The sequence below is a fragment of the Chryseobacterium sp. NG-CE01 genome, from assembly GCF_055695505.1.
In genome coordinates, this window is the sequence record NZ_CM146369.1 from 1,709,256 (window position 1) to 1,735,375 (window position 26,120).

A 26,120-nucleotide genomic window follows, 5' to 3' on the forward strand; every position below is an offset into this window, starting at 1 on the left:
ATGAAAAAGTTTATTTATATCATTTCAACGGCAGCGGTATGTATTGCCTGTGAAAGCAGAACCTATGAAGAAATTTCCGACAATACTCCTGTTCCGGAAACAGTAACTTACAATAAAGATGTTAAGGCAATTATTGATGGCAACTGTGTAAGCTGTCATTCTCCTGGTGCTCAGGCTTTAACCAATTATGCTCAGGTGAAAAATAATATTGACAATATTATAAACCGAATCAACAGACCCAACGGAGATCCGTTGAAAATGCCGCAGGGCGGAAGTTTGTCACCTACACAAATCAATATTATCACCAAATGGAAAGCCGATGGTCTTTCCGAAAACTAAATATTTATTATGAAAAAGCTGATTGTATTCATCATGTTAATGATAACGGGTAATCTGTTTTTTGCCCAAAAATACATGTCCAAAACAGGAAAAGTGACCTTTGAAGCGTCAGTTCCTCTTTTTGAAGACGTTTTTGCACAGGACGATGATAATGTTGTTGTGTTCAATGCAGATAACGGCGATATTGCTTCCGTTTCGGTAGTGAAAAATTTTCACTTTAAAACCAAGCTTATGGAAGAGCATTTCAATGAAAGCTATGCAGAAACAGCGAAATTTCCGAAGACCACTTTTAGCGGTAAAATTGTAAATTTTGATAAATCGAAACTTACGGCTTCACCTCAGAAATATACTGTTCAGGGAACTCTTAATTTCCATGGAGTGGCAAAGGCTTACACTTCAACTGCAGCAATATATGCCAAAGACGGAAAAATTTTTATGTCGGGAGGATTTACGGTAAAAGCTGCTGATCATAAAGTAACGATCCCTAAAATGGTATTGAAAAAAGTAGCGGAAACCGTGAATGTTGAATATAATTATGTATTGGTAAAACAATGAAAAAACTGATACTACTTTTAAGCATATTTCTGGGATTCACATTGACAACGGCCCAGGATAAGGCAAAATCAATTTTTGATGTTGCCCGTACAGGAACTGTTGCGGAAGTGAAAGAACTGATGAAGCAGAATCCGGATGTCATCAATCAAACCAATGATAGCGGGTTTACACCACTTATTCTTGCCTGTTATCGTGGCAATATTGAAGTTGCCAATTTTTTGATTGACAACGTGAAAGATGTAAATTATAAAAGCAGAGAAGGCACAGCTTTGTCCGGCCTTGCGGTAAAATACAACAAAGAACTTGTACAGCATATTTTGAAAAAAAATGCCGATCCTAATATTACAGATGCTAATGGTGCTACACCCTTATTTTGGGCTGTAAAGTTTGGAAATAAGGAATTAACGGAGCTACTGCTTAAATACAAGGCTGATAAGACGATAAAAGATTCACAGGGAATGACACCTTTTGAGTACGCCCTGCAAACCAACAATAAAGAAATCATTAATATCTTAAAAAATTAATCTATGAAAAAAATTTTACTTACTTTATCAATGGCTCTGGCATCTTCACTCGCAGCACAGTTTTTCTCAACAGGCACGGTGAATTTACCCACTGCCTCTATGACCGTAAAAATTGTTACCAATCCAACAACGGTTACCTTAACTTTAACGGGAGACAGCAGTTCAATGCTGGGAATAGGTTTCGGAAACAGTGGAATGGCATCAGGTGCAGATGGCTTTATTTACAATTCTACTGCAAACAGAGATTATTCATTTAACGGGATAGGCTTTACTCCAACTGCGGATCCTTCTCAGGACTGGACAGTTACTTCCAATACCGTATCCGGAAGCACAAGGACTATTATAGCAACAAGAAGCCTGTCTGGTGGTTCAGGAGATTTTGCAATCTCCAATGACAATACCAGTATTGATATTTTCTATGCAAGAAGAGCCGGAAATTTAGCCGTAGGAAATCACGGTGCTTTGAGAGATTATGCAACGTTAACCAGAACATCCGTATTGGCAACGGATGAAGTAACTGCGGAAAACAAAAATATTATTCTGTATCCAAATCCTGCAAAAGAAACGGTAAGCTTCAAAAATGCTGATAAAATAAAATCGGTTGACATTTTTGAGTCTACGGGAAGAAAAATCAGAAGTATGAAGATGGATAAAGAAATCAATGTTTCCGATCTGAAATCAGGGAATTACTATCTTGAAATTACTCTGAAAGACGGTTCAACAGCTTTTGAACAGCTTATCAAAGAATAATTAAAGTGCCTAAAAATAATTTCGGGGCGGCGGCAAAGCCGCCGCCCCGAAATTTAATAATGATCCACAAGATTCTCTTTTGCTGCATAACCAAAGGTAGAATCATTTACCATTTATAGAAGAAATTTTACCAGGCATCTTTTACATCTATCGAAAAAGAAATATCTTTCCGGTATGAAAACTTCTCAAATCACCACTGCGCAGAGAATCAAAGCTATTGTGGGAGGATCCGTCGGAAATCTCGTTGAATGGTACGATTGGTATGCTTATGCAGCATTTGCTATTTACTTTTCAAATTCATTCTTCCCTGATTCTGATATGACGGCACAGCTGCTGAATACCGCGGGAATTTTTGCCGTAGGATTTCTTATGCGCCCTGTAGGCGGATGGCTATTTGGAAGTATTGCAGACCGGATCGGCCGGAAAAAAGCGATGACGTTTTCGGTATTACTTATGTCTTTCGGATCACTCCTGATTGCGCTTACCCCGACTTATAATACAATAGGAGTCTTGGCTCCGTTACTTTTATTGATAGCGAGGCTTCTGCAGGGATTGAGTGTGGGAGGTGAGTACGGTGTTTCTGCAACCTACCTCAGCGAAATGGCAACTCCGGATCGTCGCGGATTTTACTCCAGCTTTCAGTATGTTACCCTCATTGGCGGACAACTAATCGCTTTGGGAATTCAGCTCGTTTTACAGAAAGTTCTACTTACCGAAAGTCAGCTTGAAAGCTGGGGCTGGAGAATTCCCTTTGTTGTCGGAGCGCTCCTTTCGGTCATTGCCTTGTATCTGCGGGCCAATCTTCATGAAACCGAAGCATTTGAAACTAAAAAAAGTGTGGATGAAAACAAAAAAGGAACCCTCAAAGAATTATTAAAGCACCCAAAAGCATTACTGACTGTTGTAGGGCTTACCTTAGGCGGAACACTTGCCTTTTATACTTATACCACTTACATGCAGAAATTTCTGGTAAACACGGTTCATCTTACAAAAGAGGAATCTACATTGATTTCCTTTATTTCTCTTTTTATTTTTGCTTGTCTGCAGCCTGTCTTTGGAGCTTTATCAGATAAAATAGGAAGAAGACCACTGTTGCTGAGCTTCGGGATTCTCGGTACTGTATTCACCTATCCATTACTGAATGCTCTAAGCACAACCACGTCTATTTGGGGAGCTTTTTTCCTGATCATGGCAGCATTACTTATTGTGAGCGGTTATACTTCTATTAATGCGGTGGTAAAGGCAGAACTTTTCCCGGCTGAAGTAAGAGCGTTGGGAGTAGGGCTTCCATATGCATTAACAGTAGCGATTTTCGGAGGAACGGCAGAATATCTGGCGTTGTGGTTTAAGCAGCAGCAGGTAGAGCATTATTTCTACTGGTACATTACAGCCTGTATTTTCTTTTCTTTTATTGTCTATTCAAGAATGAAAGAGACAAAGAAAACCTCTTCCCTTGATAAAGATTAATAAAATGATAGTGTATAAAAGACCCGCGACTCAGAGAATCTGAGCCGCGGGTTCTATTTAATGATAGGCTTGCTTAAATTTGGCGAGAATATTGTCCAGGTTATGTCGCTGAACATATACACTCTTTACGTCTTCATATCTTGGCGATTTGTAAAATACTTCGTGGAAATCCATACTTCCGTTTCCCACCTTCACTACTTTCTGAACTTCGATATTCAACTTTCTCAATTCATCTTTAAAAACCTGAAATTCGTCTTGGATATTTTTCATCTATATTTTTGGATTTTAATTAAAACTATGTTTTTATATCAAACACCCTACCAAAATTCAGGGGTGTATCTGAAATCTAACATAAAGATAATGAATTTTTGAAGACAAATGCAAGAAATTATTGGTGTTTTATCAAGAATTTCTTTGTTTTTGAATTATTTTAATAAAATTTTAAATCAATTGAATATTTTGTTATTGAATGAAAAAATTAAACAAAAATTTTAAACTAAGAAATCCCTGTAACAATAAGTATTGCGGAACAACTTATTGATGAAAAATTTCTGTGAGTTATTTAATAAAATTTAAAGATGATGCTGTTGACTTAATACGATTCATTACAAGGCCAAATGATGTTCAGTTGGATGCTACTGCCGGAAAAAAAGTTTCTTTAATATTCAATATGCTGGCTTTGGAAATTATTTTTTCACTGATATTTATATTTCCTTTACAATATGTCGTTGAAAAATTCATTGAGGTTGAAGAAAGTGAAATATTTAAAAATCTAACCTTATTGAATGCCGTATTCTTAACCGTTGTTATTGCACCGTTATCGGAAGAATTAATTTTCCGGTATTCTTTACGGTATAAAAAAATATTTTCAAGATTCATGAGAAGAGAAAAGTGGAACAAGATTTTCCCGTTTCTAGTCTACATATCCTCAATTTTATTCGGATTTGTTCACCTGAATAATTACGTTAATGATTCCTGGGAATTTTATGCCTTGTCACCTTTAATTATCGCATCACAGCTGTCAGGCGGCTTAATTCTTAGCTATATCAGAGTAAGGCTCAATATTTTGTACAGTATGCTGTATCATGCCATTTGGAATTTCCTTTTTGCCATTATTGTTCCTTCGGCTTACGTGCTTTTTACCCCTGCTTTTGTGGAGAATGCTTCAGAATATCAGATAAAGATCGAAGAAAAAGCTTTTGTCAGCACTGTTACAATTCATGCTCATATTGAAGGTGGTAAAATATATGAGATCACGGCCAGGCGGTATCAGTTTCAGGATTTATTAGACTATATATATGGAAAAGGAAAACTCCGCACTGATGAAGGTTTGATTGATATTAATTTTGAATCTAAAAAAGGAATTTCCAAAGAAGAGTTTTTGAAGATCCTACGGAAGAAATATGATATTGAATGAAAAAGTGTGTTTACTAATGTCAATTTAACCGTAAAAGAGATAGAAGTTATCTTATAAATTTAGATATAAGCTTTCAAAAATAAAGATCATAGATTTTTAAGACTTAGGTATTCCCTTTATCTTATAATGATAAGCTTTTAATTGTATTATTAAAATCTATGTGTTAAATAAAAATTAAAAAATAAGAGGTTAAAATATCTGTAATTCTAACCTCTTATTAATTATCTTAATTATTTGTCTTACTCTTCCTTCAGTTCCACTTCATGTCTCAGCTGCGCTTTGTATAAAGTAGCATAATATCCGTTCTTATCCAGAAGCTCCAGGTGTTTGCCTTCTTCAACAATTTTACCATGTTCCATAACGATTATTTTATCCGCCTTTTCAATCGTGGAAAGCCTGTGCGCAATGATAATCGATGTTCTGTTTTTCGTAATCTTTTCCGTGGCTCTCTGGATCAGCTTTTCACTTTCGTGGTCTATGGATGAGGTAGCTTCATCCAAGATAAGGATTTTCGGATCCGAAAGGTATGCTCTCAGGAAAGATAATAGCTGTCTCTGGCCAAGAGAAATAGAAGAGCCTCTTTCGCTTACTACATAATCATATCCTCCCGGCAGACTTTCTATAAATTCGTCGACCTCAATCTCCTTCGCTCCGGCTTTAATCTTTTCAAGCGTAATGGTATCATCACCAAAAGAAAGATTCTCAAAAATACTTCCGTGGAACAGGAAAACATCCTGCAGCACCACGCCTATATGGCTTCGGAGGCAGTAAAGTTCATAATCTTTAAGATCTACATCGTCAATAAGAATACTCCCGGAATTGATATCATAAAGTCTTGTAATCAGGCTGATAATGGTTGATTTCCCGGCTCCGGTTGCTCCTACAATGGCTACCGTTTCCCCCGGATTTACCTTAAAATCAATTCCCTTTAATACTTCCTGCTTTTCATCATAAGCAAAATGAACATTTCTGAATTCTATCTTTCCGTCAAAATGATCTTTCTGTACGGTTCCTGTATTCGGCATTGAATTTTCTTCATCCATCAGCCCCAATACTCTTTCGGCACCTACAATACCCCTCTGGATATTATTGAATCGGTCTGCAATCTGTCTCAAAGGACGTATCAGCATAGAAATATATTGGATAAATGCAATGACAACCCCGGCACTGATCGTGATATAACCTCCGTAAAAAAGAATAAATCCGATGAAAAGTGAAGAAATTAGTTCAACCACCGGAAAGAATAATGAGAAAATAAACACTGTTCTCAGCAATGCACCTTTTAATGTTATATTAATCTCGTCAAACTTTTTAAACTCAGATTCCTGCCTGTTGAATACCTGAATAATAGGCATTCCGGCAAGCCTTTCCTGAACAAAAGAGTTCTGGTTGGAAGTCCAGTTTCTTTCATCACCAAATGCTTTCTTTAGTCTCTTCTGGAAAAACCGTGTGATAACCACCATTAAAGGAAGAATAGCCAGCGTAATATAACTGAGATGAACGTTGGTGCTGAACATCATTACCAACACAAAAACAATCCTCAGCACATCCCCGAAAACCATCAGGAAACCGTCCGTATATACCGTAGCGATTGTTTCTACATCTCCTACCGCTCTGGTAACCAGCTGCCCGATCGGTGTTTTATCAAAGAAGGAAGTTTTAAAATAAATCAGTTTGTTATAAAGCCTCTGTCTGATATCCCTGATTACATTCTGTGAAATATAATTTGAAAAATAAACCAGGAAAAAGTTCAAAACAGTTTCTGCGAAAACCAAACCTACTAAAATGTAGATGTGCTTCATCATTAAAGCCTTATCCTGTAGCTTGGTGATATCATTATCCACCACCTGCATGGTAAGGTAAGGCCTGTAAGTAGAAACCATTGCCAGTATAAGGGAGATAATCAGGGTAAGGACGAACCAGGAACGGAATTTCATTCCGATGAAGAACAGCCTTTTGATTATGCCCCAGGTATCTTGTTTTTTCATTGTATGATTGACGAAAGAATGGTATTTAAATTCTATACAAAAATAAGACTTTAAAATTTGACAATCTTACCAACCGTACAAATAGTCATAGAAAATTTCAGATCATTATTATTTATGATATAGATTACTGTTCAGTGGAAAGTTCAGCCGATCGCAACCTTGAAGGTTTATTTATAAAGTTTTAAATTAATTGCTCAAAATCGTAGCCCACATCCACCAGGTACAACCCATGAGCCGGTGCAGAAGTACCCGCTGAATTCCTGTTCTTATTCTCAATGACTTTGCGGAGATCTTCAGGTTGTAATTTTCCGGCACCAATATCTACCATAGTTCCCACAATAGCTCTCACCATATTTCTCAGAAAACGGTTGGCCGAAACAGTGAATTTCAGTTCGCTTCCGTCTTGTTCCCATTCTGCTTTATAGATTTTGCAGAGGTTGGTTTTATTATCCGTATGAAGTTTGGCAAAGCTGGTAAAATCTTCATATTCGAAAAGGATTTTGCACGCTTCATTCATGGGTCTGATGTCAAGCGGCCTTCGCCAGTGTTGCCAGGCAGATTCTTCCGTGAAGGGATTTTTTTCTAGCGAAATATAATATTCATACGTCCTGAATGTAGCATCAAAACGGGCATGAAAATCATTCTTTACCCGAAAAATTCTTTTAACCGAAATATCCGGCGGCAGAAAGCTGTTCAGCTTTCTGGTAAGGTCCTGATCAAGAATTTTCTCCGTATCAAAATGCGCGAAAATTTTTTTGGCATGCACACCCGTATCCGTTCTTCCCGCACCGGTAGTTTTGATCTCTTCCCTTAATATCGTAGAAAGTGCTTTTTCCATTTCTTCCTGCACAGAAACAGCATTTGGCTGAATCTGATAGCCGAAATAATTTTTGCCGTTGTAGGAAAATTCTATAAAATACCTCACTGTAATAAAATAAGTCTACAAAATTACTTTAATTAAGTGATAAACATCAATACAATTTTTAAAATAAATCTCGAAAAGTAGGTACCATAGTGAGCTGAATCCATATGAAAATTCCTATTTTTGCAAGGTATGAAAAGATGGTACCTTTATCCCTTTTCTCTAGGTTATCGCATGGTAACGGGTGTCCGAAACACAATGTATGATCTGGGAATTTTTAAGTCGACAACATTCAGAACACCGATAATATGTGTCGGTAACCTTTCTGTGGGCGGAAGCGGAAAATCTCCTATGGTGATGTACCTTGCGCAGTTTTTGTCAAAACATTACAGAACAGGAGTTCTTTCCAGAGGCTATGGAAGACTCACCAAAGGTTATGCAGTGACAAATTATGAAAGCAACTACAAAATGGTGGGCGATGAAGCCATGCAGCTGTTTGAGCGTTTCAAAAACCGTTTCGTGATAGCTGTTTCTGAAGAAAGAGTTCCCGGCGCTAAAAAAGTAATCTCCGATATGGATCTCGATGTTCTCGTACTGGATGACGCGATGCAGCACAGAGCCATAAAACCAGGCTTTACCATTATGATGACCGATTTTAATGATCCTTATTTCAAAGATCATCTGCTTCCTGCAGGAGATTTAAGAGAATCAAGATCAGGATCCAAAAGAGCAGACATCATCATGGTCAGCAAATGCCCCGACGAACTTACCGAAGAAACCAAACAATATTATATTTCGAGAATCAGACCTTCCGGACGCCAGAAAGTATTCTTTTCATCCATAGGCTATGATGAAAATGTGTACGGAAAAGAAAAAATACTTCCCGACAATAACCTGAATTATTACGACATTCTCCTCATTACAGGAATTGCCAACCCAAAACCTTTAATCAGTCATCTTGCTAAATTTTCACAGAGAGTAAAGCATTTGAAATTCCGTGACCATCATAATTTTACGGAAGCAGATATTAAAAATATCGTAGCAGAATATAAAAAGCTTGGGGAGTACAAATTGATCTTAACAACAGAAAAAGATTACGTGCGGCTTAAAACATTTGATTACTTGAGAGATATTGTGTATTACTGGCCTATCAATGTGATTATTGACAGGAAAGAAGAATTTAACCAAATCATTCTGGATTATGTTAGAAAAAATTAAAAAAATAACGGGCTTCATACAAAACGTTGTCAATGATACTCCTGATTTTGCCATCGTTTTAGGTTCGGGATTAGGAAAACTACAGGATGAGGTAGAAATCATTCATACATTTGAATACGCTGAAATTCCTGACTTTCCTCAGACTACAGTTGCGGGCCACAGCGGAAAACTGATCTATGGAATGCTGGAGGGCAAAAGAGTACTCATGATGAGCGGCCGCTTTCACTATTACGAAGGCCATCCCATTGAAAATGTAGTGCTGCCGATCAGAGTTTTTCATTTGCTGGGAATAAAAAATCTTATTCTTTCCAATGCTTCAGGTGGGGTAAATTCTGCCTACAATATTGCAGATATTGCCATCATTAAAGATCATATCAATATGATGCCCGAACATCCGCTACGTGGAAGAAATATGGATGAGCTGGGTCCCCGTTTTGTAGATATGAGCGAACCATATAACAGAAATATGATTACTGTGGCACAAAAAGTTGCTTCCGATAATAATATTACTGTTCATCAGGGCGTTTATGTGGCGCTACAGGGTCCTACTTTTGAAACGCCAGCAGAATACGGAATGATTAAAGCCATCGGCGGCGATATGGTAGGAATGAGTACCGTTCCGGAAGTTATCGCAGCACGGCACATGGGAATGGACGTTTTTGGCATCTCGGTAATTACTGACCTTGGCGGTCCGGATATTGCCTTCTCTGTTTCCCATGAAGAAGTACTCAATGCTGCCAATAAGGCGATGCCCCATGTAATTACAGTGGTAAAAGGTCTCGTTAAAAGCTATCCGCAACCATTATAGAATTTTTCAATAGTACAAATTTCCGGCAGTTGCTTTCTAATAATTTTTCATTGTTTAGATTTGCAGAAAGATTTAAAAAAATGAAGAAGCTGTTTTTATTATTCATGATCGGAATTTTCGGTTTAAGCTGTTCACAGCAGGCTCCCGAAGTTCTTAAAACCAATTTTTCCAAAGAAGCGCTGCTTCAGAAACTGGAAGATGAAGAAGGAAAAACCATTACCATACAGCAAATTCTTGATCAGCATAAAGGGAAGGTTTTAGTGCTTGATTTCTGGGCAGGCTGGTGCAGAGATTGTCTAAAGGCACTTCCAAAAGCCAGGGAATTGGAAGAAAATAATAAAAATATAGATTTTGTTTTTCTTTCATTAGACCGTTCTAAAGAAGGTTTTAATAAAAGCCTGGAAAAATTTGAAATGAAAGATAAAGAAAATTATTGGTTCGCCTCCGGCTGGAAAAATGATTTCAATAACTATATTGATCTCAACTGGATCCCAAGATACATGGTAATCGACCAGAAATCTGCCATTGCTAAATATTACGCCATCTCACCCGAAGATCCCGATATTCAGGCAACCATTGATAAGCTTTTGAAATGATTTTTATTTTTGTCGCAAAGTAAAACAAAGTTTTTATCTTAATATGCTGTTTAATTTTTAAGTCATACAAAGGCGCTTCGCTTATTAAAGTAAGACGAATTTATTCAATTGTATATCGTAAATCAGTAAAACGGCATTGTTTATCTTAAAAGCATTTTATTTTATAAACTTTTGTCTGTCCTTGCGATTAAAGAATTCAAGACAAAGAAATTAATCTAAATTAAAGAATACAGGAATCCATATCTTTGCGGTATGGATTCTTCATTTCCTCTCCGTAAAATTATTCACGTCGATATGGATGCATTTTATGCTTCTGTAGAGCAGCATGATAACCCCGAATTGAAAGGTAAGGCAATTGCAGTAGGAGGAGAGCACCGCGGTGTTGTTGCAGCGGCAAGTTATGAAGCCAGAAAATTCGGGGTGCGGTCTGCCATGCCCAGCAAAACTGCGAAAGAAAAGTGTCCGCATCTTATTTTTGTTTCACCCAGATTTCAGCGGTATAAGGAGATTTCCAGGAAAATACGGGAAATTTTTTACGAATATACCGATCTGGTAGAACCTTTATCATTGGATGAAGCCTATCTTGATGTCACAGAAAATAAAAAAGAAATCGGGTCTGCCAACCAGATTGCCAGAGAGATTCGGCAGAAGATTTTCGAACAGACCGGATTGACAGCTTCCGCAGGTATTTCCATTAATAAATTCTTAGCAAAAGTAGCCTCGGATATTAATAAGCCGAACGGACAGAAAACCATTCATCCTGATAAAGTAGAAAGCTTTCTTGCAGAGTTGCCGGTCGAAAAATTTTACGGCGTAGGGAAAGTGACGGCGAATAAAATGTTTAGTTTAGGCATTTATAAGGGAAAAGATTTAAAGAAAAGATCGATAGAAGACTTAACAAGGCTGTTCGGGAAATCAGGTGCTTATTATTATAATGTCGTCCGTGGAATTCATCATTCCGAAGTGAAGCCTCACCGAATTCAGAAAAGCGTTGCAGTGGAAAGAACTTTTTTTGAAGACCTTTTCGACGAACAGCAGATTAACGAAAAGCTGAAGAGCCTGAGCGAAGAACTTCACAACCGCCTTCAGAAAAATAATATTCTCGGGCGAACCTTAACTCTTAAAATTAAATATAAAGATTTTTCCCTTTTTACGCGAAGCATTACCAAAGAAGAATATTTCTCTTCTGCAGAACAGTATTTCAATACGGGGAAACAGCTCTGGGAACTCCGTCCGTTCGATAAAGCCGTTCGGCTTCTGGGATTGTCTCTTTCCCAGCTTAATACCGAAGAGAAAAAACAAATATCGGTTCAACTAAAAATTCCGTTCAAAGAATTTGAAGATCAATAATCTCGAAAATTTTCACTACATTGTAGTAACCAAATTTACAATTTTATGAATGAAACGATGATTCAATACTTCCACTGGTACTCGGAAGGAGAAGGGAAACTGTGGAAAGAGGCAGAAGATAACGCACAATATCTGGCTGAATTAGGAATTACATCAGTATGGTTTCCGCCCGCTTACAAAGGAACGGGAGGCGGTCATTCTACCGGTTATGATGCCTACGATCTTTTTGATCTGGGAGAATTTGATCAGAAAGAAACCATCCCCACAAAATACGGAACAAAAGAAGATTATATAAAAGCTATAAAAGCTTTAAAGAAACACAACATTAAGGTTATTGTTGATATCGTTCTCGGGCACAAAGCCGGAGGAGATGAACTTGAAACCTTCAAGGCCCTGAAAGTAGATGAAGAAAACAGGGATAAAATTATTTCCGATGAAATCGAGATACAGTCGTATACAAAATTCACCTTTCCCGGGCGCGGAAAAAAATATTCCGATTTTGTATGGAATTTTACCTGCTTCAGCGGCGTAGATTATGCAGAAGGCATGGATTCCCATATTTTTAAGATTAAAAACGAATATGGTACCGATTGGGAAGAAATGATTGATGATGAAAAAGGAAACTATGACTACCTCATGTTCAATGATGTGGAACACCGGAATCCTTTTGTAAGGGAAGAACTCAATAACTGGGCAAAATGGTATTTTGATGAAACAGATTTTGACGGTGTAAGACTGGATGCCCTGAAACATATTTCATTTGATTTTTATAAAGAATGGCTTACGCTGCTTCGTTCCAACTCCGGTAAGAATATTTTTGCAGTAGGAGAATACTGGGCGCCGGGATATCTCAGTTTGCTTCAGAAATATATTGAAGTTACCGAAGGATGCATGAGCCTTTTCGACAGCTCTTTACAGAATAATTTTCATACTGCTTCCAATGAAGGCGATTCATACGATTTACGGAGAATTTTTGATGAAACGCTTACCCAGGCAGATCCTATGCACTCGGTAAGTCTGGTTGATAATCATGACACCCAGCCGCTTCAGGATCTTGAAGCACCGGTAGAACAGTGGTTCAAGCCTTTGGCGTATGCCTTAATTTTGCTTCGTCAGGAAGGATATCCTTGTGTATTTTATCCGGATTTATATGGTGCCCATTACGTAGATAAAGACCGTGAAGGCAATGACCAGGAAATATTTCTGGATAAGGTAGACGGTATCGAGGAAATGCTGAAGGCGAGGAGAGATCATGCTTACGGAGAACAGCGCGATTATTTTGAAGATGCCAATTGTCTGGGATGGGTTCGCGAAGGAGATGATGAACATTCGGGATGTGCGGTTGTTTTGAGTAATAAGGAGGCTTATGAAAAACCTATGGAAATGGGCGAAAGATATATCGGTAAAACTTTTTATGATGTATTAGGAAGATTTGAAGATAAAGTAACGATTGATGAAAATGGCTGGGGAAATTTCCCTGTTCCCGCAGGGAATGTAAGTGTCTGGATTGAGGAATAGTATAGTAGAGTTACAGAATCATAATATTTAAAAATAATCATCCGTAAGTCTTGTTACCTTCAGAAATCTGTAAAGTGACAAATCTTGCGGATATTTTTATGATGAATAATTCCTTTTAATTCTTAACTTTTTTAAGCTTAAGGATTTCAGGTCTTTCTGAATCTTCTGAGATTGATCCTGTTCTGGCAAACTCAGCCCAGAGCGCACGGAGCTTTTCCCCGTTTTCCCGGATATATTCCCACGGAACATCTTTTAGCAGCTCAGCTGATTTCCAGGCTTCTTTATTTTCAAATATTAAAGGTAAATCTACACAATGTGATGCGCCGATGTAATTATTTTTTAAGGTAGATTGAATAACAAACTGATAGATATTGCCACCGCCGGCTGAAAAATTTTCTGCAAAGATCTTGGCGGGCTTTTCATAGATTGATTCTGTCGTCTTTCTCACGATCTTATTCAGTATTTTATGGGGAAGAAAGGTGTAGACTCCTGTTTGGGCTGTCTTCACATAAAAAGCCGTTTCATCCTGATTGGAGCCTATTAAAACATCATATTTCCGTGCATTTTCTTTCCATTTATCCATGCTTTCGTCCTCTCTGCATAACGGCGGATGACCGTATTGAGTACAGAACGGCATCGATGTTTTCAACCCGTATTTTCTGAAAGAAGGTAAAAACCTGACGTAATCTGCAACCAACTTCAAAGCATCCGGCTCATCTTTCAAAGCATCCGTTTTCAGAAAAAATTCATTCGACATCTTTTGCCTGTTGATCCTGAATCCCAGCGGGGCACTATGGATAATGGCCCTCTGAAATAAACCGTCGGTGCCTTCAGAAATCATGAGGTGGGCAATGGCGTCGCCACCGGAAGACTGTCCGAACAAGGTAACGTTTTCAGGATCTCCGCCAAAATCCCGGATATTCTTTTTAATCCATTTCAAAGCAGCGATCATATCATACAATCCGAGGTTAGCGGGTCTTCCTTCATCACCTCCCAAGAATCCGAAAAGTCCTAATCGGTAAGAAATAGAAACAACAATGATATTCTGTTCTTTCACCCAAACGGAAGGGTCGGAAGTAGGCAGATCGCCACATCCGATTTCGTAAGAGCCTCCGTGAATCCACACAACCACCGTAAGTTTTTCATGATCGTTAAAATGCTCCGGACGTGTAATCGTAAGATATTGAGGAGATTCATCCGGTTCAAATTGTTCTACATCCGTTTTCTGAATCAGCCTGTCCAGCAGCGGACTTACATTTTGCGGACATACCGGAGTTTTGTCACGGCTCTCATGGTTTTCGCCATATTCTAAAAGATCAGGCTTTTTAAATCTTTGAGATCGCGCATACCGAATACTTTTTGCCCGGATAACACCGTTTTCCCTCAATGCTGAAATGGTTCCGAAAGAAGTATGAAAGATATGGATTCTCTTATGCAGCTGTGTTGTCATCAACAAAATTATGTTTTACATAAATGTAGTAAATTATCTTTTTTAAGCCAAATGCACACTCTCTTTTCATTATATCTTCGAAATAATTCGCTGAAAGGTTAAGCTGTGCCGCGAATAATTAACCATCGGAAACTAATGGTTTGGGACTTTTCCGAAGAGAGGTATTCATCCAGAAGCATTGCAAATTTACCGGTCAGGCCACGGTTGATGTGACTCAGGGTAATAAACTGACGGTCATAAAACGCGTACAGTTGTTGAGAAACAGCTTGATATTATTAACGATCAGAGATTTGCTGTGCTTGTCAATACATAATTGGTCATTCTGTTATATTGGGAAATACTGTTGATAAGCTCAGCCTGATTGTTATAATAAAAGTTCTTACTGAATCAAAATTACCACTTTAAGGCGCAGATTTTGCCGTTACAGTAAATTGGTACATCATTCTGTAATTATATAAGTTTACTTTATCATAAACTGACGATTTTTGCAGATAACAATTAATTTTATTATAAACTTAAATACAATATGAACACATTCACAGTAAAAGCGTTCGGTACAGAATCCAACACAGCAGATTTAGCCGAAATGAATATTGAAAGAAGAGAAGTAACATCTACTGATGTAGAGATTGAAATTCTCTACTGCGGCGTATGCCATTCTGATCTTCATACGGCAAGAAACGACTGGGGCGGATCTATGTATCCTGTGGTTCCCGGACATGAAATTGTAGGAAGGATAACCAATGTAGGAACCGAAGTTTCTAAATTTAAAGTGGGAGATCTTGCGGCAGTTGGCTGTATGGTTGACTCCTGCAAAGAATGCGAAAGCTGCAAACATGATCTGGAACAATACTGCCAGAAAGGATTTACCGGTACCTATAACGGAAAAGATAAGCATCTGGGCGGGCATACATTCGGAGGATATTCTCAGAAAGTTGTGGTAGACGAACATTTTGTTCTCAGTGTTCCGGAAAATCTTGATCTTGCCGCAGTGGCACCGCTTCTTTGTGCAGGAATTACAACCTGGTCTCCTCTGCGACACTGGAACGTAGGCCCGGATTCTAAAGTTGCCGTAGTAGGGCTTGGTGGTTTGGGGCATATGGCGATCAAGCTTGCCAAAGGTCTGGGTGCTGAGGTTACTTTATTTTCCCGTACACCCGGAAAAACAGAAGATGCTAAAAAATTGGGGGCCGATCATGTGGTGATTTCAACTGAACAGGAGCAGATGAATGCTGTTAAAGGTAAGTTCGATGTCATTATCGATACGGTGCCTTATGAGCATGATATTAATCCTTACATGCAGACGGTGGCATTGAACGGAACCTTAGTTCTTGTAGGTTTTGTAGGAGAATTTAAGGAAACTGAACCAAGCACCAGACCGCTGATCTTCCAACGCCGTTCCGTTGCCGGGTCATTGATTGGCGGTATTGCCGAAACTCAGGAATTACTGGATTTCTGCGGAGAGCATAATATCGTTTCAGACATTGAGCTTATCAAAATGAGTGAAATTAATGAAGCATATGAAAGAATGCTGAAGAGCGACGTGAAATACCGCTTTGTAATTGATATGCAGTCTCTGTAATCTGAATAAGATATTTTAACTAAAACTCTCTTCGGAGAGTTTTTTTATTGAATAACAGTAAGGTTTAATCATAAAGTAAGATATTTATAGTAGTCATTGCCGATTTTGTTGTCTCAATTATTTATTTATCTTTGTTTGTAAATCAAACTTGAGAGACTATTTACTAACACAAATGAAACACTTATGATGATTATTGCAGCTCACTATTTCCCGGCATTTCTGGAATATATCATATCCGTCATTAACTACTTAACAACAACTTTAATATAAAAATATGATGAAAAGTTTCATTACTATGGCTGTATCATTATTCAGTCTTACGATTTTAGCACAGGTAGGGATAAATAATAATACCCCTAAAGCTACCCTCGATATTACCGCCAAAACTACAGACGGCAGCAAGCCGGAAGGATTAATCGTCCCCAGACTCGCCGGAGATCAGATCAAGGCGGGAGATGCGCAGTATACTGCAGGGCAGAAAGGTCTTATTATTTACGCAACTTCTGCACCGGTTTCTCCATCCGGGAAAACAGCTAATATGACGGCAGAAGGATACTATTTCTTTGACGGTTCGGTATGGCAGAAGATTATTAATACTGCAGACGGAGATGCCAGCACAACGGCTAAAGGTATTATACAATTAGCAGGAGACCTGTCCGGTACAGCTGCTTCTCCTACTATTGCCGGTAATGCAGTAACGTCGGCTAAAATTTTAGACGGTACGATAGCGAATGCCGACCTGGCAACAGGCGCAGGTGGAATATATAAAGGCAGTGGCTCATTGTCCGGTAATACTATCGTTACACAAGGTGCCAGCACAATGGCTTTTACTTCTACGGCAACCAACGGGTTTTCAGTGGATGGTACTACGCTTTCCGTAGATGCTGCGAATGACAGAATAGGAATAGGAACCGCTTCTCCAGGTACAACATTAACAGTAAACGGTATTATCTCCAGCGGTTTGCAAAATATTTCAGTATCAGGAACTGTGGTCAACCGATCGGTTGTTTCAACAACTGCCAATTTTGTTCTCCCTTCGGCTGTAACAAATCCCGGGGCCATAATATATACCAGAAATATTAATGCTTCCGGTTTTGTTACGGTAACTACTTTAGGAGGGCTCATGTTCAATGGCGGCAGTAGTACAGGTACAAACAGCTACAATATGAACGGTGCCGATCAGACAAAAACAATTTTATGGATCAGTGACGGAATAAACTGGACAGCTCTTTCGGGTAATTACTAATGTATGTAAATCTCAAAGAAGAGAGGTGATCTCCGATATCGCCAATTTGCAATTTGCGACTTACATAGCAAGAAATCAATTAATCCCAAACCTCACAGGTTTTCAAAACCTGTGAGGTTTTAATAAAAATAATAATATATATAAGCAACCATTTAAAACAAATACCAATGGCAACCATTCTTCACAGGATCAAAGCGTATCTGTATGATAATGTTTTAACTAAAGATAAACCCAATGATTTTATTGCCCGTACCGTGAGTGAACGCTCGCTTTCGGTGGAAGATATATGTAATGCTGCAGTAAGACGTGGCGGGGCGGAGGTATCTGCTTCTGCAATGACGCATGCTACCGAACTCTTCCTGAGAGAAATGGCTTACCAGCTCTGCGACGGATATTCTGTAAACACGGGCTACTTCACCGCCAGCACTAAGATCCGCGGGGTATTCGACAGCCCCTCCGAAAGTTTTAATAAAGATAAGCACAGCATTATTTTTCAGTTCAACCAGGGAGAAAAGCTAAGAGCTGAAATACCTAATATCGAAATCGAGATCTTGGGTATCGCTGAATCTTCTGCCATCATTCTCCAGGTTACGGACGTGAAAAGCGGCTCGGTGAATAAGCTGCTCACCCCAGGCAAAAACTTAAAAATCACAGGAAGTAAAATTAAATTGGCAGGGGATAATCTTTCCAACGGAATATTTTTTATAGACATGGCCTCTCAGGTTAAAACTAAAGTTGAGCCTAATGATATTGTAACCAATAACCCATCGGAACTTATATTGGTCATTCCGCCTTTACCGCCAGGAGCTTATACCCTTGAAGTGGTAACGCAGTACGGAAGCGGAGCAATGCTGAAAAACCCGAGAGCAGCTACATTTGATAAGCCCCTTACCGCAGTATAAAAGAATAGCAGGGGTTTTGCAGTTTAGCTCTCATCGCCCGATGAGAGCTGATCTCATGGTTCGGGTGTATAATTCCGCATCGGGCGTCTTTGAACATTCTCATCGTCCGATGAGAAATTCTAAATCAGGGAGCCTTAGCCACCCCAATACTTATTTATCTTACTATTTGTTTCAGTGCTTTAAGTTTCCCGTCAACAGGCTGCGTTATTTTCAAATGTAAAATGTCGGCAACGAGAGGGTAGACGTTTACATTTTCAAATTCACCAACAGTCATATTGCTTTTGAATGCCGGTCCCCAAGCGAAGAATACGGCTTTCATCTCGGGAACTGTCGCGGGATTATAACCGTGTTTTCCTGCAGAGGGCTTTTTTCCTTTCTCAAGAAATATCTTGGGAGCTTTTGGAACCAGGAGAATCTGGCCGATTCTGCCGTAGTAATCATCTCTGGCGGAAAAGTGCAGGTATTTAGGGAATTTTTTATCCAGATATACCTCGTAATCTGAGGTTTTTTGAGCTTTTAATTGCTTATAAACATTTTTAATTTCTGCTTTGTTCTTAACATATATTCTTAGTAAAGTTTGGGAATTATAAATGTCAAATCGATTCTTATCAAGCAACAGCTGAGGAATTTCAAGAGGATTGTTGCCGTCTACTTTTATCATTCCGTGATCTGAAACGAAGACAAAATTTACATTTTTCAGGCCCAGTTCATTTACTTTCCGTACCAGATCGCCTATAGCAGTATCCACTTTATGTACTGCATCTTCCGTTTCTTTCGCATCGGGCCCGAAATGATGTCCGGCTGCATCAACTTCCGGAAAATAAAGGGATATAAAATGCGGCCTTTTATCCATTGGGAGTTTCAGCCAGTTGATTACTTTATCAACTTTTTCAGCCGGTGAAAATTTTTCATGGTAAGGATAATAATAGGTGGGTCTCATCCCTCCGGCATCACTTGCCGAGCCTACCCACATTAAAGAAGCAGAGAGCATTCCCTGCTGTTCTGCCATTCCCCAAAGCGGGAGACCGCCATACCAGCTTCCGTCTTCTGCGTTTGTTTTGTCGCTCATCGCATACGGTACTTTTCTTTTGTAATCATAAAAATAATTATCGATAAGCCCGTGGTGAGAAGGATAGAGGCCGGTAATTAACGTCCAGTGATTGGGGAAAGTAATGCTGGGATAGCTGGGAATCATCGCTTTGGCCTGAATGCCTGCTCCTGAAAAGTTCAATAGATTCCGGGCATTGTATTTCTTTGCGTAATCATAACGGAACCCGTCTGCAGAGATCATGATCACATAAGGTTTTGCCTGGGCTTCTGCACGATTATATCTGTTTGCTACGACGACCTGTGCGGTGTCTGTGCTTCCATGCTGGCTGAAAACAAATAGTGATAAAAACGTCATTACTATAGCCAATCCTTGCTTCATTATTTAAATTTTATGCAAAGTTATGTTCTGGGTTGGTTACAGAAAAGTTTCGCGGGTTAAAAAAATATTAAACTCGGGTTACGGAGGTGTTGTCATGTTTTTTTTGTCTCCCGAGGATCTTTCTCCTGCCAAATTATGAACACAAAGTACACCAGGTTTTTTTTATGGTGCGAATATCTGTTTCACAAAGCCGTCACTTAGAGAAGACCACAGAGGAATCTAAGATCGCTGCAGCGTAGTAACATGTCAGGATTCCCACGGAATGACAAAGAGTAGTATCACACTGGGGACTGAAGTTCTCGAAGTCCCGGCACTGGTGATAAAAAGAAAAGCAGAAGTCTGACTTCTGCTGTAGATTTCCATTCTGATATCATTTTTAAAACCTGTATCCGAGGGACAGTCCGGTTCTAAAACCGATCCAGGGACCGTCTATAATAACCCTTGCTCCACTGGTATTGGTTTCCACCGTGTAATTGACATAAGGAATATCAAGATTTTCAATTTCCCTTTTCAGCTCGGCCTGCATATCGGGTGTAAGAGGAATGTCACTGGTCATCGTAAAATCTCCTTTTCCTGATCCGTAGTGCGCTCCTGCAATCCAGAAATCGAGAACAAGGTTCCTGCTGGCTGTTAAGAAAAACTGTGTACCTACCATTACACCGCCGCTGTTTCCATTGGCACTTCCGAAACCTTTCAGGGGAATCTGAAAAGTTATTCCGCTGAAGGTATAATCATAATAAAAATCAAATGTATTGGAGGTTACCTTTGAGTAGCGGTAATACGGTGCGATATAAAATCCTTTTCCGTATCCGGCACCAAGATAAAAGCGCGGTTCTATGGTAAAGTTGAAAGCTTTGGCTTCCAGGTTCTTAAATCTTTTTTCATCACTTTCACTTAAAAAGGAATTGATAAAAGGAACTTTTCCTTCCGGCATGGTCCCAAAACCCATATTGACCGAGAACCATCGGTTAATGGCTCTTTCATAGGAGAGATTAATATTCCTGAAGACATAACCCGTCACATTGGTTTTAACGATATTCATTTTGTCTGAAGAAACAGGCATTTCCTGTGCCTGTAGCCACGAGAGCAAAAAACAGGGAATAGTAAGGAGGATTTTTTTCATGATTTTAATATTTATGGTTTGGTGTATTCAGGTAAAAGCAAAAAACGGGCAAAAAAATTAGCAGATATATACTTTATTGTTAAAAATTAAGTTTTTCTATGCAACCGGTTTATGTGGCTTGGATTATATTGGGAAGATAATATCCAGCCTTTCTGATGACTGTATATTAAAATCCGATCAGAATTTTCTGACCGGATGAATTATTAATAGTCGTGGTAAGATAAGTGTATAAGCTGTTATAGCATACATCTAATGTTTGATGAATTTTGACGCTTCCGGCTTCTTGTTATCTTTCCCTGAAACTTCAATGAAATACGAAGCAGAAGGAAGATCTGAAACCTGCACTTTCCCCGATTTTATTTCTGAAGTTTTCACGAGTCTGCCATCCAGGGTATAGATTTTCGCTGTTGTATAACTATTGGTTTGACCTTTTAATTCTATAAATTCCTGGGCCGGATTCGGATATACTTTTAATTTATCGTTTTGATAAACCTGGTCTTTCGTCGCCAGATTTAACGTATTTAGAGCCTGCGCTGCATCGGTAGTCTGGTTGTTAATGCCGGCCAGCGGAATATTGACCACCGTCTGAATGGTGGTGAATAATGGGAATTTGTAGGTACTGTTATAATATGAATAGGATGTATTTACAATAGAACCGATCGGGAAAAAGAAAGTGGTATCATTGGGAGAATATAAATTGAAGTTCTGAACCGATTTTATTCTAAGAACGTTAGTATACGTTAAAGAACCCAAAATAAGAGTTCCCGAGGCGTCTGCAGAAAGATTGATGGTCCCTTTGCACAGACCGCTTGCGGCAGTTGAACTGAATGTTCCCTGTGCCTGATCAGTCTCTGCATACCCAAAAGCTGCAGGATAAGAAATAAAAGTCCCGTTGTTAGCAGAAAGATTAAGTGTGGCACCACCCGTCACCAATCCTGTTATTTCCAGTTTGGAGGCCGATTGTTTATAATATACCGTATTTCCGCTACCTGCCATTTTCAGGGTAGAGTTGGGAAAGGTGGTTATTTCTGTTGATGTTGGGATAGAATAACTGGTAAGAGAAGCCGGGCCGAATGTCAAAGAAGCATTGTTAAAGGTTGTGCCGGCTCCCGTTGCCGAATTATTCGGGGTGCCCGTTACCGATAAATAGTTTGCCGTTTCTCCGGTTACAGGATCATTAAATGCTTTCGTAATTGTAGTTTGAGCTGAATAAATGCCTGAAGCCAACAGCAGAAAAAATAAAGTTTGTCGCATACGTAAATTTTGTACGAATATACTCAAAAAACACCTTCTCAAACATTATTTTTTTGAATGCCTAAAGCTTTTTTAATGAGAACTTTATCATTGGAAAAACCGTTCATGTTCTGAACGACTGATCGTACACTGACTGCGGTGCGTTACCTGCCTTTATCTGTATTTTTCGCATCAGATTAGTTAAGGTTTCTGTATTCAACAGGCGTGTGCCCCGTCTTTTGTTTAAAAAGTTTACTGAAATACTGTGGATATTCAAATCCGAGTGAATAGGCAATCTCGCTTACCGAATGGTCGGAGTGAAGCAGGATATTTTTAGCTTCTTCAATCAGGTAATAATGAATGTGATCCTGTGCATTCATTCCTGTTTCCTTTTTAAGCAGATCGCTTAAATAGCCGGGTGACAAATAAACTTTATCAGCCAGATATTTTACCGTAGGTAAACCTGATTCTTTTAGTTTATCTGATCTGAAATAATCTTTCAATACACTTTCTACCTGCGAAAGTGTATTGGAACCGCTGTTTTTTCGGGTAATAAATTGCCTTCCGTAATACCGTAAACAGTAATTCAGCAAAAGCTCAATATTGGTTACGATTAAATTCTGACTGTGGCTGTCTATGTTTTCCTGTAATTCGGTTTCTATTTTTTGGATGCAGTCATACAAAATTTGCTTCTCTTTTTCGGATAGATGCAGCGCTTCCGAAGTCTCATAAGAGAAGAAAGTGTAATCGCCCATTTTATTTCCTAAAGAGGTACCGCGAAGCAGATCAGGATGAAAAAACAATCCCCAACCCATCATATTTTCTTTTTTCTCTACATCATTATCCAGCGTGATGAGCTGCTTGGGAGCAATACAAATTAAACTTCCGTCCTGAAAATCAACCGACTGTCTTCCGTACTTCATGTGGTTGGAGCAGTAGTTTTTAAACATAATGGTATAAAAATCAGCACTCAGGCGGGTTCCTTCTTCAAGATATTCATCTGCCGTGCTGAAATCAATTACCGAAACAAGCGGATGTTGTGTTTTGTTCTGTACAAATCTGTTGATTTCCGAAATGGTTTTCAGATGGATTATTGGCTTCACTTTTTTAATAATTAATTAAAAATAATACTTTGATAAGTCTTTACAAATTCTTTTTTGAGAAACATAGTAGGATCAATGAAATCTAAATCTAATTTAATTTACCTGGCTCATTACAATTTTATCAAAAAGTTTGTCACCCAGATATATCCTCATCCAAACCATCGGTTTTGCCCACAGTCCGACTCTATATCGTGTTTTAGGCTGATCTGTATTTACAATTTTAGCAACAGTTTCTGAAATGACTGTCGTTTTTGAGCCCTTTCCGCTGTCATACATCTTTTTTGTAGCCGCTACCAGTTTATTGGTTAATGAAGAATATGCTCCCCGGGAAGAAAACTTGCTGATATTTTTCAGCATGACATCACTAAACTCAGTAACGATAATTCCGGGTTCCAGAACGACGACATTGATGTTAAACGGTTTAAGTTCCAGGCGCAAACAGTCACTGAATCCTTCAACGGCGTGCTTGCTTGCATGATACCATGCTCCCATCGGAGTGTACATTTTCCCGCCCATTGAGGAAGTGTTGATGATGGTACCGGCATTGGCTTTCCGCATATAAGGAAGTACTTTTTGGGTGATCGCCGCCAATCCGAAAAGATTTACCTCAAACTGTTGCCTGGCTTCATCTAGGGGAACGTCTTCAACCGAACCAAATAATCCGTAGCCGGCATTATTCCACAAAACATCTATTTTTCCTTCTTTTTCAATAATGACATCTACCACATTTTGAATGTCATTTTCACTGGTGATATCCATGTGAATCGGGTGACCGCCTAAAATTTTCAGATCCTGCATCTGGTCAATACGTCTTGCAACGGTATACACGGTGTGACCTTGCTTTATAAGTGTTTTCGCGGTTTCTTTACCCATTCCTGAACTTGCACCGGTAATTAAAACTACTTTCTTATTCATTTGTATGATTTAAATTAGAGTACAAATATCATCATGAAAGACATTTTATTGTTAATACAAATTCAGGATGGTTGTATACTTTTTCCTGATGATGATCCAGTAATTTTTTTTCGGAGCTTACAGTACTTTTAACAGCTGAAATGGAATATATAAATGCTCGATTGAATAAAATGGAAATACATCTTCCACCAGCTAAGATCTTTTAATTGATAATCTCTGCATCCGGATTTTCACGTAACTTCGCTATTCTTTCTTTCCAGTTTTGAAGTTCATCATCTGTCAGCCTGATCCAGTCGGTTATTTCGCCTACAATTTTCAGCGGTGCGGTGCTGCGGTAGGATCGGGTAGGGTTTCCCGGGAATTTTTTATCCGTTACATTCGGATCGTTTTCAAATGCTCCGGTGGGTTCCACCATATAGATCCGTTCTTTCCCATCACCTTTTGCCAGAGCGGCGGCAAGGCCGGCCCCGTTTTGTAAAGCTGTAAAATAGATGTGATTCATAATGATCTCGGGATAGTAATTTGACCCAAATCCGGCAGTGAGCAGATCTCCGATTTTCAAATCAGCTTTTGTTCCATGGTAAAATGGGCCATGATCAAGAATGTGTTCCTCTTTTTTGTTTTCCATTGTGGTGTGTTTTGAGTTTTGAACAACCTGTAAACTTATGAATTTGTTTTTACATGGAAAAATTGTAAGCATCTTGTGATGGACTCCTTGGAAATCTTAATCAGACCGTTCTTGCTTTATATAATTGTAATTGATATTTCCTTCAAATTCATTGGAAACCATATTTCCGAACCTATATTTAAAGCGTGTATGAAAATTACCGTTGAGACGAGGTTCAAAAACTGTAGCAATTTCATCAGGTTTAAAACAAAAAATTGATACCTGTTCCGAAGTGATATTGTGTTATAATTATTAATATGATTCAGTTTTCTCCCGGTTTTTTCCTGATAAGTTTTTAGGCTTAAAAATGATGATGGTCAATATTCCCCATATGGTAATAAGAAATCCCATGTAATTGCTGATATTCTTTTCTGCGAGGTCTGCTGTAAAAGCAATGTCAATCGTGGAGTGGAAAACAGCACAAGCCAATAGGCTGCCCCGTGAAGAGTTAAACAGCCAGGTCAGCAAGATACTGCCCGTCAAAAGACTGAAAACCCATCCTGAAATACCGGCAATATCCATGGAAGTGTAACCGGGTCTGTATAGGAAAAGCGGCCAATGCCAGATTGCCCAGAAGATCGTCAGAACAATACTCGACGTCAAAGCATTGAATTTTTGCTGAAATCTCGGCAGGGCAAAGCCGCGCCATCCAACCTCTTCGCCAAAACCAAAAAACAGCAGGTTGTACATGAAAAAAGTTAACAGTCCGAATTGTGGAAATTCTTTACTCTTAAGCAATCCTGCAAGATCTATTGATGTACGGTCTGCCAGATTACTGATGAGAGCTGCCAGGAGAGCAAGAAGAAAAGGGGAAAATAAGGCAACAGTCACGTAAATAAGCGGTTTGATCTTCAAAGATCTTTTTAACAGAATCAGTACGCCGTGCTTTCCTTGAAAGATCCATGTTGTCAAAAAAGAGGAAAGGAGTGGCCCAAATCCTCCGATGGCATGTTGATAGGGCAGTGCCGGCAAATTGTGAAAGCCAAAAGCAGGTCCGTACAATGGGAGCCAGATGATCCAGCTGATGAAATAGGCGAGGCTGAAGTAGGTTATTAGTTGTTTCATAATTCTGCTGATA

At 39.0% G+C, this 26,120-nt stretch carries 25 protein-coding genes; 14 read left to right on the forward strand and 11 right to left on the reverse strand.

Translation table 11 applies throughout. From position 1 onward, the window contains the following. From ACYT6F_RS08245 to ACYT6F_RS08265, 5 genes are all read left to right on the forward strand, one after another. Entirely contained in the window at positions 1-339 is a 339-nt protein-coding gene (locus ACYT6F_RS08245; RefSeq protein ID WP_472600714.1) for a hypothetical protein, read from the forward strand. A 9-nt stretch (positions 340-348) separates the two neighbouring features. Beyond that, positions 349-894: a YceI family protein gene (locus ACYT6F_RS08250; RefSeq protein ID WP_472600715.1), complete on the forward strand. Its 546-nt coding sequence runs from the start codon at positions 349-351 to the stop codon at positions 892-894. Then, the gene (locus ACYT6F_RS08255; protein WP_472600716.1) at positions 891-1,418 is read left to right on the forward strand and encodes an ankyrin repeat domain-containing protein; all 528 of its coding nucleotides are present in this window, start codon (positions 891-893) and stop codon (positions 1,416-1,418) included. Before ACYT6F_RS08250 ends, ACYT6F_RS08255 begins: the two co-directional genes overlap by 4 nt. Positions 1,419-1,421: 3 nt before the next feature. After that, complete coding sequence (locus tag ACYT6F_RS08260) at positions 1,422-2,168, forward strand: T9SS type A sorting domain-containing protein (protein WP_472600717.1); 747 nt, start codon at positions 1,422-1,424, stop codon at positions 2,166-2,168. A 174-nt stretch (positions 2,169-2,342) separates the two neighbouring features. After that, entirely contained in the window at positions 2,343-3,635 is a 1,293-nt protein-coding gene (locus tag ACYT6F_RS08265) for an MFS transporter (RefSeq protein WP_472600718.1), read from the forward strand. Positions 3,636-3,692: 57 nt separating this feature from the next. On the opposite strand, the gene ACYT6F_RS08270 is transcribed toward ACYT6F_RS08265, so the two are convergent. Continuing rightward, a complete protein-coding gene (locus ACYT6F_RS08270) occupies positions 3,693-3,905 on the reverse strand; it encodes a hypothetical protein (RefSeq protein WP_072955399.1) in 213 nt (70 codons plus the stop codon). A gap of 283 nt (positions 3,906-4,188) precedes the next feature. Between ACYT6F_RS08270 and ACYT6F_RS08275 the strand changes: the two genes are divergently transcribed. After that, positions 4,189-5,052: a lysostaphin resistance A-like protein gene (locus ACYT6F_RS08275; RefSeq protein ID WP_472600719.1), complete on the forward strand. Its 864-nt coding sequence runs from the start codon at positions 4,189-4,191 to the stop codon at positions 5,050-5,052. A 239-nt stretch (positions 5,053-5,291) separates the two neighbouring features. On the opposite strand, the gene ACYT6F_RS08280 is transcribed toward ACYT6F_RS08275, so the two are convergent. After that, positions 5,292-7,040 carry an ABC transporter ATP-binding protein gene (locus tag ACYT6F_RS08280; protein ID WP_472600720.1) on the reverse strand — a complete coding sequence of 583 codons (1,749 nt, stop codon included), beginning with the start codon at positions 7,038-7,040 and terminating at the stop codon, positions 5,292-5,294. 181 nt (positions 7,041-7,221) lie between these two features. Next, positions 7,222-7,965: a tRNA pseudouridine(38-40) synthase TruA gene (truA, locus tag ACYT6F_RS08285; protein WP_472600721.1), complete on the reverse strand. Its 744-nt coding sequence runs from the start codon at positions 7,963-7,965 to the stop codon at positions 7,222-7,224. A gap of 129 nt (positions 7,966-8,094) precedes the next feature. Here truA and lpxK point away from each other — a divergent pair, with 129 nt between their 5' ends. The 5 genes from lpxK to ACYT6F_RS08310 all read left to right on the forward strand — a co-directional run bounded on the left by lpxK (position 8,095) and on the right by ACYT6F_RS08310 (position 13,392). Then, the gene (gene lpxK / locus ACYT6F_RS08290; protein ID WP_472600722.1) at positions 8,095-9,120 is read left to right on the forward strand and encodes a tetraacyldisaccharide 4'-kinase; all 1,026 of its coding nucleotides are present in this window, start codon (positions 8,095-8,097) and stop codon (positions 9,118-9,120) included. After that, a complete protein-coding gene (locus tag ACYT6F_RS08295) occupies positions 9,104-9,928 on the forward strand; it encodes a purine-nucleoside phosphorylase (protein WP_472600723.1) in 825 nt (274 codons plus the stop codon). Before lpxK ends, ACYT6F_RS08295 begins: the two co-directional genes overlap by 17 nt. 80 nt (positions 9,929-10,008) lie before the next feature. Further along, on the forward strand, positions 10,009-10,524 hold the full coding sequence (locus ACYT6F_RS08300; RefSeq protein WP_472600724.1) for a TlpA family protein disulfide reductase: 516 nt from the start codon (positions 10,009-10,011) through the stop codon (positions 10,522-10,524). Positions 10,525-10,776: 252 nt separating this feature from the next. Then, positions 10,777-11,874 carry a DNA polymerase IV gene (gene dinB, locus ACYT6F_RS08305; protein ID WP_472600725.1) on the forward strand — a complete coding sequence of 366 codons (1,098 nt, stop codon included), beginning with the start codon at positions 10,777-10,779 and terminating at the stop codon, positions 11,872-11,874. 45 nt (positions 11,875-11,919) lie between these two features. Next, positions 11,920-13,392, forward strand: a complete 1,473-nt coding sequence (locus ACYT6F_RS08310) for an alpha-amylase (RefSeq protein ID WP_169232160.1) — start codon at positions 11,920-11,922, stop codon at positions 13,390-13,392. A gap of 115 nt (positions 13,393-13,507) precedes the next feature. Here ACYT6F_RS08310 and ACYT6F_RS08315 read toward each other — a convergent pair whose 3' ends face one another. Then, on the reverse strand, positions 13,508-14,842 hold the full coding sequence (locus ACYT6F_RS08315; protein WP_472600726.1) for a carboxylesterase family protein: 1,335 nt from the start codon (positions 14,840-14,842) through the stop codon (positions 13,508-13,510). A gap of 526 nt (positions 14,843-15,368) precedes the next feature. Here ACYT6F_RS08315 and ACYT6F_RS08320 point away from each other — a divergent pair. From ACYT6F_RS08320 to ACYT6F_RS08330, 3 genes are all read left to right on the forward strand, one after another. Continuing rightward, positions 15,369-16,424, forward strand: coding sequence for an NAD(P)-dependent alcohol dehydrogenase (locus ACYT6F_RS08320; RefSeq protein WP_472600727.1), 1,056 nt, complete (start codon positions 15,369-15,371; stop codon positions 16,422-16,424). Positions 16,425-16,698: 274 nt separating this feature from the next. After that, a complete protein-coding gene (locus ACYT6F_RS08325) occupies positions 16,699-17,670 on the forward strand; it encodes a hypothetical protein (RefSeq protein ID WP_472600728.1) in 972 nt (323 codons plus the stop codon). A 167-nt stretch (positions 17,671-17,837) separates the two neighbouring features. Further along, positions 17,838-18,572, forward strand: coding sequence for a DNA-binding domain-containing protein (locus tag ACYT6F_RS08330; RefSeq protein WP_472600729.1), 735 nt, complete (start codon positions 17,838-17,840; stop codon positions 18,570-18,572). A 154-nt stretch (positions 18,573-18,726) separates the two neighbouring features. On the opposite strand, the gene ACYT6F_RS08335 is transcribed toward ACYT6F_RS08330, so the two are convergent. From ACYT6F_RS08335 to ACYT6F_RS08365, 7 genes are all read right to left on the reverse strand, one after another. Continuing rightward, positions 18,727-20,001 carry an alkaline phosphatase family protein gene (locus tag ACYT6F_RS08335; RefSeq protein ID WP_472600730.1) on the reverse strand — a complete coding sequence of 425 codons (1,275 nt, stop codon included), beginning with the start codon at positions 19,999-20,001 and terminating at the stop codon, positions 18,727-18,729. A gap of 376 nt (positions 20,002-20,377) precedes the next feature. Then, positions 20,378-21,124 carry a DUF3575 domain-containing protein gene (locus ACYT6F_RS08340; RefSeq protein WP_472600731.1) on the reverse strand — a complete coding sequence of 249 codons (747 nt, stop codon included), beginning with the start codon at positions 21,122-21,124 and terminating at the stop codon, positions 20,378-20,380. Positions 21,125-21,373: 249 nt separating this feature from the next. Further along, positions 21,374-22,378, reverse strand: coding sequence for a T9SS type A sorting domain-containing protein (locus ACYT6F_RS08345; protein ID WP_472600732.1), 1,005 nt, complete (start codon positions 22,376-22,378; stop codon positions 21,374-21,376). 176 nt (positions 22,379-22,554) lie between these two features. Then, positions 22,555-23,460, reverse strand: coding sequence for a helix-turn-helix domain-containing protein (locus ACYT6F_RS08350; protein ID WP_472600733.1), 906 nt, complete (start codon positions 23,458-23,460; stop codon positions 22,555-22,557). A 93-nt stretch (positions 23,461-23,553) separates the two neighbouring features. Next, positions 23,554-24,375, reverse strand: a complete 822-nt coding sequence (locus tag ACYT6F_RS08355; RefSeq protein ID WP_472600734.1) for an oxidoreductase — start codon at positions 24,373-24,375, stop codon at positions 23,554-23,556. A 202-nt stretch (positions 24,376-24,577) separates the two neighbouring features. Continuing rightward, a complete protein-coding gene (gene arr, locus ACYT6F_RS08360; RefSeq protein ID WP_169232172.1) occupies positions 24,578-25,003 on the reverse strand; it encodes an NAD(+)--rifampin ADP-ribosyltransferase in 426 nt (141 codons plus the stop codon). A gap of 291 nt (positions 25,004-25,294) precedes the next feature. Then, a complete protein-coding gene (locus ACYT6F_RS08365; protein ID WP_472600735.1) occupies positions 25,295-26,107 on the reverse strand; it encodes a CPBP family intramembrane glutamic endopeptidase in 813 nt (270 codons plus the stop codon). Between the last annotated feature and the right edge of the window lie 13 nt (positions 26,108-26,120).

Excerpts from the sequence above, each read along its gene's own strand:
- ACYT6F_RS08245 (WP_472600714.1), top strand. The coding sequence starts at position 1 with ATGAAAAAGTTTATTTATATCATTTCAACGGCAGCGGTATGTATTGCC.
- ACYT6F_RS08250 (WP_472600715.1), top strand. The coding sequence starts at position 349 with ATGAAAAAGCTGATTGTATTCATCATGTTAATGATAACGGGTAATCTG.
- ACYT6F_RS08255 (WP_472600716.1), top strand. The coding sequence starts at position 891 with ATGAAAAAACTGATACTACTTTTAAGCATATTTCTGGGATTCACATTG.
- ACYT6F_RS08260 (WP_472600717.1), top strand. The coding sequence starts at position 1,422 with ATGAAAAAAATTTTACTTACTTTATCAATGGCTCTGGCATCTTCACTC.
- ACYT6F_RS08265 (WP_472600718.1), top strand. The coding sequence starts at position 2,343 with ATGAAAACTTCTCAAATCACCACTGCGCAGAGAATCAAAGCTATTGTG.
- ACYT6F_RS08270 (WP_072955399.1), bottom strand. The coding sequence starts at position 3,905 with ATGAAAAATATCCAAGACGAATTTCAGGTTTTTAAAGATGAATTGAGA.
- ACYT6F_RS08280 (WP_472600720.1), bottom strand. The coding sequence starts at position 7,040 with ATGAAAAAACAAGATACCTGGGGCATAATCAAAAGGCTGTTCTTCATC.
- lpxK (WP_472600722.1), top strand. The coding sequence starts at position 8,095 with ATGAAAAGATGGTACCTTTATCCCTTTTCTCTAGGTTATCGCATGGTA.
- ACYT6F_RS08295 (WP_472600723.1), top strand. The coding sequence starts at position 9,104 with ATGTTAGAAAAAATTAAAAAAATAACGGGCTTCATACAAAACGTTGTC.
- ACYT6F_RS08300 (WP_472600724.1), top strand. The coding sequence starts at position 10,009 with ATGAAGAAGCTGTTTTTATTATTCATGATCGGAATTTTCGGTTTAAGC.
- dinB (WP_472600725.1), top strand. The coding sequence starts at position 10,777 with ATGGATTCTTCATTTCCTCTCCGTAAAATTATTCACGTCGATATGGAT.
- ACYT6F_RS08310 (WP_169232160.1), top strand. The coding sequence starts at position 11,920 with ATGAATGAAACGATGATTCAATACTTCCACTGGTACTCGGAAGGAGAA.
- ACYT6F_RS08315 (WP_472600726.1), bottom strand. The coding sequence starts at position 14,842 with ATGACAACACAGCTGCATAAGAGAATCCATATCTTTCATACTTCTTTC.
- ACYT6F_RS08320 (WP_472600727.1), top strand. The coding sequence starts at position 15,369 with ATGAACACATTCACAGTAAAAGCGTTCGGTACAGAATCCAACACAGCA.
- ACYT6F_RS08325 (WP_472600728.1), top strand. The coding sequence starts at position 16,699 with ATGATGAAAAGTTTCATTACTATGGCTGTATCATTATTCAGTCTTACG.
- ACYT6F_RS08330 (WP_472600729.1), top strand. The coding sequence starts at position 17,838 with ATGGCAACCATTCTTCACAGGATCAAAGCGTATCTGTATGATAATGTT.
- ACYT6F_RS08335 (WP_472600730.1), bottom strand. The coding sequence starts at position 20,001 with ATGAAGCAAGGATTGGCTATAGTAATGACGTTTTTATCACTATTTGTT.
- ACYT6F_RS08340 (WP_472600731.1), bottom strand. The coding sequence starts at position 21,124 with ATGAAAAAAATCCTCCTTACTATTCCCTGTTTTTTGCTCTCGTGGCTA.
- ACYT6F_RS08345 (WP_472600732.1), bottom strand. The coding sequence starts at position 22,378 with ATGCGACAAACTTTATTTTTTCTGCTGTTGGCTTCAGGCATTTATTCA.
- ACYT6F_RS08355 (WP_472600734.1), bottom strand. The coding sequence starts at position 24,375 with ATGAATAAGAAAGTAGTTTTAATTACCGGTGCAAGTTCAGGAATGGGT.
- arr (WP_169232172.1), bottom strand. The coding sequence starts at position 25,003 with ATGGAAAACAAAAAAGAGGAACACATTCTTGATCATGGCCCATTTTAC.
- ACYT6F_RS08365 (WP_472600735.1), bottom strand. The coding sequence starts at position 26,107 with ATGAAACAACTAATAACCTACTTCAGCCTCGCCTATTTCATCAGCTGG.